We start from the raw sequence: 5,361 nt of genomic DNA, 5'->3' as shown, positions 1-5,361 counted from the left end.
CCCCGGCGGCTGGCTCGACGCCCGTCTGCACCTCACCGACCACCGCGACCTGACCACCGCCGTCCAGCGCCTGCGGCGGCTCTTCGACCTCGACGCCGACCCGTACGCCGTCGACGAACGCCTCGGTGCCGATCCCCGGCTCGCCCCGCTCGTCGCCGCCCGACCCGGCCTGCGCTCACCGGGGACCGCGGACCCTGAGGAACTCGCCGTACGGGCCCTGGTCGGGCGGCCGGAGGCCGAGCGGCTGGTGCGGCGCTACGGCAAGACACTGGACGCCCCGTCCGGCGGCCTCACCCATCTCTTCCCCGAGCCGTCCGCGCTGGTGGACGCCGCGCCCGGCGAACCCCTGGCCGCCCTCGCCACCGCCCTGTCCGACGGCACGGTACGACTCGACGCCGGCGTCGACCGGGACGACGCGGAGGAGGCTCTGCTCGCGCTGCCCGGCATGGACGCCGCGACCGTCGCCGTCATCCGTACCCGCGCCCTCGGCGACCCCGACGTGGCACCGCCCGGCGTCGACATTCCGGATGCCTGGCGCCCCTGGCGTTCGTACGCCGTACAGCACCTACAACACCTGCGCACGGCAGGGGAGCCGGAGTCCCGATGAGCACCCGCTGGACGAGTTTCGACAGCCCCCTGGGCCAACTCCTCCTCACCGCCGACGAGTTCGGCGCCCTGACCTCCCTCTCCGTACCCGGGCAGAAGGGCGGCCGTACCGTCCAGCCGGAGTGGCGGCAGGACCCCGGCCCCTTCCGTGCCGCCGGCGAACAGCTCGCCGCCTACTTCGCCGGTGAACAGCTCGCCGCCTACTTCGCCGGTGAACTCAAGGAATTCCAGCTGGAGTTCCGCACCACCGGCACCGACTTCCGCGAGCGCGTGTGGACCGCCCTCGACTCCGTCCCGTACGGCGCGACGACGACGTACGGCGAGATCGCCGCACGGATCGGCGCGTCCCGGGCGGCTGTTCGGGCCGTGGGCGGGGCGATCGGAGCCAATCCGTTGCTGGTCGTCCGGCCCTGCCACCGGGTGATCGGAGCGGACGGGTCGATGACGGGGTATGCGGGCGGGCTCGAACGCAAGGTCCAACTGCTCACCCTGGAGGACGCGTTGGGCTGAGTCAGTCCGTTCCCGGTTCCGTCTCCAGGCCCCAGCTGTGGATCCGCCGGGGATGGATACGGATCACCTCTTCGCTCATGTGCGGGCCCAACTCGTGCGGCCCGACCAGGAGTTCCGCCTCGCCACGGATGTCGATGCCCCGTACCTTCCAGGGGCGGACGCTGACGATGTCGTCCACGACCAGCGCGACCTTCGGGTTCTCCCGCAGGTTGCGCCACTTCTTGGTCGTGCCCATCGCATAGCCGCCGACGAGGATCGTCCCGTCGGCCTGGGGGAAGAAGCCGACGGGGTTGGCCTGTGGCTGGCCCTGGGGGTCGACGGTGGCGAGGCGCCCCAGTCGCTGTGAGGAGAGGTACGCGCGTTCGGCCTCGGTGAATTCGGTCATGACCGCAGCCAAACACGCCTGCCCGCGGTGCGCATCGGCCTCCGGTCCCAGGCCTCCCTCCGCTCCGCGTCCTACGCCGGACAGGGGACGTGGGGCCCGGCACCGGTGATGCTCCGCCGTCCGCCCGTTCCGGCGTGCCACGGTCGCCTTCCTTGTGGCTGGTGGGGAGAGGCGGAGCGCTCATGGTCGGGGCCGGACGGGTCGTCGTAGGACTGCTGGTGTTCGTGCTGGGAGCGGGAGTTGGGACGGCGGGGACGGCGGGTGCGGCGGGTGCGGCGACAGCCGACGCCTCCGTTCCCAAGGCCTCGGCCCTCGACCCGTTCGGCACCTGGACCGGCACCTGGGAGGCCGCTCCCTCCGGAACCGCCCCGGCCCGGCCCGGCGCCTCACTCCGCAACGTCGTCCACCTCAGCGTCGGCGGCAGCGCCACCCGCGTCCGGCTCACCAACCGGTTCGGTACCGCTCCCCTCCGCCTCGACGCGGTGACCGTCGCCCTGCGCGAGGCGGGGCCGGACGCCGTGCCGGGTTCGATGCGGGTCGCCACCTTCGACGGCGCCCGGACGGTCACCATTCCGGTGGGCGGGGATCTGGTCAGTGATCCCGTTCCGCTCGCCGCGCCCGACGCGGCGGATCTGCTCGTCACCGTCCACACGCCCGACGACTCCGGTCCCGCGACCTACCACCGTGCGGCCGGACAGACCAACTACCGTGCACCGCAAGGGAATCGGGCCGCCGATGTCGACGGTTCCGCGTACACCGCGACCACCACCTCCTGGTACTACGTCACCGGTGTCGACGTCCTCGACGCCCCGGCGGCCGGCAGTGTCGTCACCTTCGGCGACTCCCTCACCGACGGCAACGGTTCCACCCGGGACGCCAACCACCGCTGGCCCGACCGGCTCGCCGAACGTCTCGGCACCCTGCCGGCGTACCGTCGCCTCGGTGTCCTCAACGCCGGTGTCTCCGGGAACCGGCTGCTGCGCGACGACGTAGGACCGAGTGCCTTGTCCCGTCTCGACGCCGATGCCCTGTCGCGGTCGGGGGTGCGGGTGCTGATCGTCCTCGAAGGCATCAACGACATCAAAGGCACCCCGGCGGCCACCGACCCCGGCGCCTTCGAGAGCGCCTACCGCACCCTCGTGAGCCGCGCCCACGCGCACGGCATCCGTGTCATCGGCGCGACCCTCACGCCGTACGGCGGCAACAGCGGATACACGGCGGCCCGGGAAGCCGTACGGCAGAAGGTCAATGTCTTCATTCGCGGCGGTGGGCCCTTCGACGGGGTCGTGGACTTCGATGCCGCCGTCCGTGACCCGGAGCAGCCGCAGCGGATCCGGCCCGCTTACGACTGCGGTGACCACCTGCACTTCAACGACGCGGGCATGCGGGCGCTCGCCGACACGGTCGACCTCACCGCCCTCGGCTGAACGCCTCCGCGTCAGCCCCAGATCACCGCGCCCACCCACGCGCCCATGATCAGCAGGCAGGTGAACAGTTCGGTCAGCACGCTGGAGCCGCCCGAGCGCATCGCCGTGCGGAGGGAGGCCATGGCCTCGCCGTGGCGGCCCAGGCGCAGGCGTTCGTGGAGGTAGATGCCGGCCATGAAGCCGGGGATCGCGCCGAGCACGGGGATCAGGACGAAGCCGAGGAACGCGCCGGCTCCGGCGTACACGCCCATTCGGGGGGTCGCGCCGCTCGCGCGCAGGCGGCGGGGCGGGAGGGTCCAGCGGACCACCTGGGAGAGGAAGAGGACGACCGTGGCGCCCACGAGGACGCTCCAGGACACCGGCTGCGGGTCCTTCAGCGCCCACCACAGGACCGCGGCCCACACCAGCCACGACCCCGGCACTCCGGGCACCAAGACTCCGCACAGGCCGAGCAGGATGACGACGCCGACCAGGAGGAGTTCACCCACTCCCATCTGTCCAGCCTGCGGGACCCCGGGTGAAACCGCAGGTCAGGTACGGGCCACCCAGCCTCGTTCGTACGCGTGCCAGCCCAGTTGCAGGCGGGTCGTCACGCCGGTCAGCTCCATCAGCCGTTTCACCCGGCGCTGGACCGTCCTGAGGCCCAGGTCGAGCTGTTTCGCCACGCTGGCGTCGGTCAGCCCGGCCAGCAGCAGGGACAGCACCTCCAGGTCGGTGGCGTCGGGGCCGTCGGGGTTCTGCTCGGTGGGGCCGGACGTGCCGAGGCGCAGGGGGAGGGCGTCCCGCCAGATCGACTCGAAGAGTCCGGAGAGCAGTTCCAGGAGGCCGCTCGCGTGCACGACGAGCGCGGCGGGCTCCGCGGTGTGCGAGGTCAGCGGCACCATCGCGAGGGTCCGGTCGGCGACCACGAGCTTCGTCGGCACCTTGTCGACCACCCGCACCTGTTCGTCGCGGTTGAGCGCGGCGGTGAGTTCGGTGATGCCGTCCGGCTGGTCGAGTACGGCGCGTTCGAGGACGACCCGGTAGCGGACCCCGCGGTCGGCGGCCTGTTCCTCCGCGTCGTTCTCCATGCCGGTGACGGCGACCGGGGCCCCCGTGACCAGCGCGCAGACCTCTTCGGTCGCGCCGAGCTGGAGCTGGAGGAAGCGCTGGGTGACGGCCGCGGCGCCGATCACCACCTCCACCAGGTCGTGTACGGCGGGTTCGGCGGCGGTGGCGCGGTACTCCTCGGCGAGCAGCGCGGCGGCCAGTTCCGCCTTCTCCAGCTCGTGGCGTTGCTGGGTGAGCAGCGCGCCGAGGGCGACCCCGGGCGGGGCGGCGACCCAGCGGCCGGGGCGGGCCGAGGACTGGGCCGCGAGTCCGTGCCGTTCCAGGCGGCGCAGGGCGCGCTCGGTGTCGTACTCCCCGATGGTCAGCCGCCGGGCGAGATCGGGCACGTCCGCGGCGCCGACGGACACCAGTGCCCGGTACGCCGACTCGTGTGCCTCGTCCAGGCCTATCGCTCCCAGCATCAGGTGCCGCCTCTCCCCGAAGACCCCGTCGCGTCCCGCGGGCCGTGGCGGAAAACAGCCACGGCGCAAAACCGCCTCGGCACATCATCGCCGTACCACCCGTCACTCTGCCAAGGTTGCGTCACTGGGGCATCAACTGTCGCCCGTAATGCCGGTATTGGGGTTTCTTGGCCTGCGGGTTCGCGCGCGGCGGGTCATGGGGGAGACAGGCGCGCATCACAGGGGGGCTTCAGGAAAGCCGGTCACACTCGGGACCGGGTGGGCCGAACCCGCGACGGGATTCGGTCACTTGGAACGTGACCCGGGCCCATGACGTGCGCCGGCACGCAGGGGAGTCGGGGCCGGGTCACTCAGTTGTCGCCGGGCGGTTCTCCCGTGGGGGGTGGGACCGTCCGGCGGCCTGTCTCGTCCTGTGGCGGACGGGTGTTCGGCAGGTCATCCGACACGCCGTTCGAGGAGGGGCTCGCACCCGATTTTCCGGACGCCCCGTTTCCAACTGGCCCGCGCGGTGGACAATTAGGGGCATGAGCCAGCAGGGGGGAACGCCGACCGGTCACGAGGACGACTGGTGGAGCCAGCTGTACGACGACACCGCGGAGGACACGGGGCCCACGGCCGCGGGCGACTCCGTCGACGACCGGTTCGCTTCGGCGGCGGGAACAGTGGGGGTGCCTCCGGCGGACGATCGGGAGCGTCCAGTGGGCCCGGGTGTCCCGGGGCCCCGCGCGGGAGCCCAGCCAAACTCCGAGCCGCCTGTTGGTACGGGTTCTGCTTCCCCACGGGGTGGTTGGGAGCCACCGCCTCCGGCACCTCCGGGGGCGGCGGTTCCGCCAGGGCCTCCGTTCCAGGGGCCGACGGACGCACGGGGCACTTCTGCTCGCTCCGCATCACAGGCGCCGGTCGATAGGCCGGCGTCGGGTGG

The 5,361-nt window shown here is 72.4% G+C and carries 6 protein-coding genes; 3 read left to right on the top strand and 3 right to left on the bottom strand.

Annotated features, from left to right (window positions below):
• Both AC31A1_RS45940 and AC31A1_RS45935 read left to right on the top strand, forming a co-directional pair.
• Positions 1-607, top strand: a 607-nt coding sequence (locus AC31A1_RS45940; protein ID WP_489659021.1) for a DNA-3-methyladenine glycosylase family protein, incomplete at its 5' end; no start/stop codon positions are given.
• A complete protein-coding gene (locus AC31A1_RS45935) occupies positions 604-1,116 on the top strand; it encodes a methylated-DNA--[protein]-cysteine S-methyltransferase (RefSeq protein ID WP_489659020.1) in 513 nt (170 codons plus the stop codon). The genes AC31A1_RS45940 and AC31A1_RS45935, both read left to right, overlap by 4 nt.
• A 1-nt stretch (position 1,117) precedes the next feature.
• Here the strand turns inward: AC31A1_RS45935 and AC31A1_RS45930 are convergent, their stop codons facing one another.
• The gene (locus tag AC31A1_RS45930) at positions 1,118-1,501 is read right to left on the bottom strand and encodes a PPOX class F420-dependent oxidoreductase (protein ID WP_489659019.1); all 384 of its coding nucleotides are present in this window, start codon (positions 1,499-1,501) and stop codon (positions 1,118-1,120) included.
• Positions 1,502-1,683: 182 nt separating this feature from the next.
• On the opposite strand from AC31A1_RS45930, the gene AC31A1_RS45925 reads away from it, so the two are divergent.
• Positions 1,684-2,928 (top strand): SGNH/GDSL hydrolase family protein, encoded by a 1,245-nt coding sequence (locus AC31A1_RS45925; RefSeq protein ID WP_489659018.1) that lies wholly within the window; start codon positions 1,684-1,686, stop codon positions 2,926-2,928.
• Between the two features lie 11 nt (positions 2,929-2,939).
• Here AC31A1_RS45925 and AC31A1_RS45920 read toward each other — a convergent pair whose 3' ends face one another.
• Together AC31A1_RS45920 and AC31A1_RS45915 are read right to left on the bottom strand one after the other, a co-directional pair.
• Complete coding sequence (locus AC31A1_RS45920) at positions 2,940-3,422, bottom strand: DUF456 domain-containing protein (RefSeq protein WP_489659017.1); 483 nt, start codon at positions 3,420-3,422, stop codon at positions 2,940-2,942.
• 36 nt (positions 3,423-3,458) lie between these two features.
• Entirely contained in the window at positions 3,459-4,439 is a 981-nt protein-coding gene (locus AC31A1_RS45915; protein ID WP_489659016.1) for a helix-turn-helix domain-containing protein, read from the bottom strand.
• Positions 4,440-5,361: the final 922 nt, after the last annotated feature.

It is taken from the genome of Streptomyces sp. P5F9, from assembly GCF_057961495.1.
The sequence above is the reverse complement of the archived record's forward strand: the minus strand, read 5'-3'. Positions and strand labels throughout refer to the sequence as shown.

Bases quoted from the DNA above. Each gene is read 5' to 3' on its own strand.
- AC31A1_RS45935 (WP_489659020.1), top strand. From the start codon at position 604: ATGAGCACCCGCTGGACGAGTTTCGACAGCCCCCTGGGCCAACTCCTC.
- AC31A1_RS45930 (WP_489659019.1), bottom strand. From the start codon at position 1,501: ATGACCGAATTCACCGAGGCCGAACGCGCGTACCTCTCCTCACAGCGA.
- AC31A1_RS45925 (WP_489659018.1), top strand. From the start codon at position 1,684: ATGGTCGGGGCCGGACGGGTCGTCGTAGGACTGCTGGTGTTCGTGCTG.
- AC31A1_RS45920 (WP_489659017.1), bottom strand. From the start codon at position 3,422: ATGGGAGTGGGTGAACTCCTCCTGGTCGGCGTCGTCATCCTGCTCGGC.
- AC31A1_RS45915 (WP_489659016.1), bottom strand. From the start codon at position 4,439: ATGCTGGGAGCGATAGGCCTGGACGAGGCACACGAGTCGGCGTACCGG.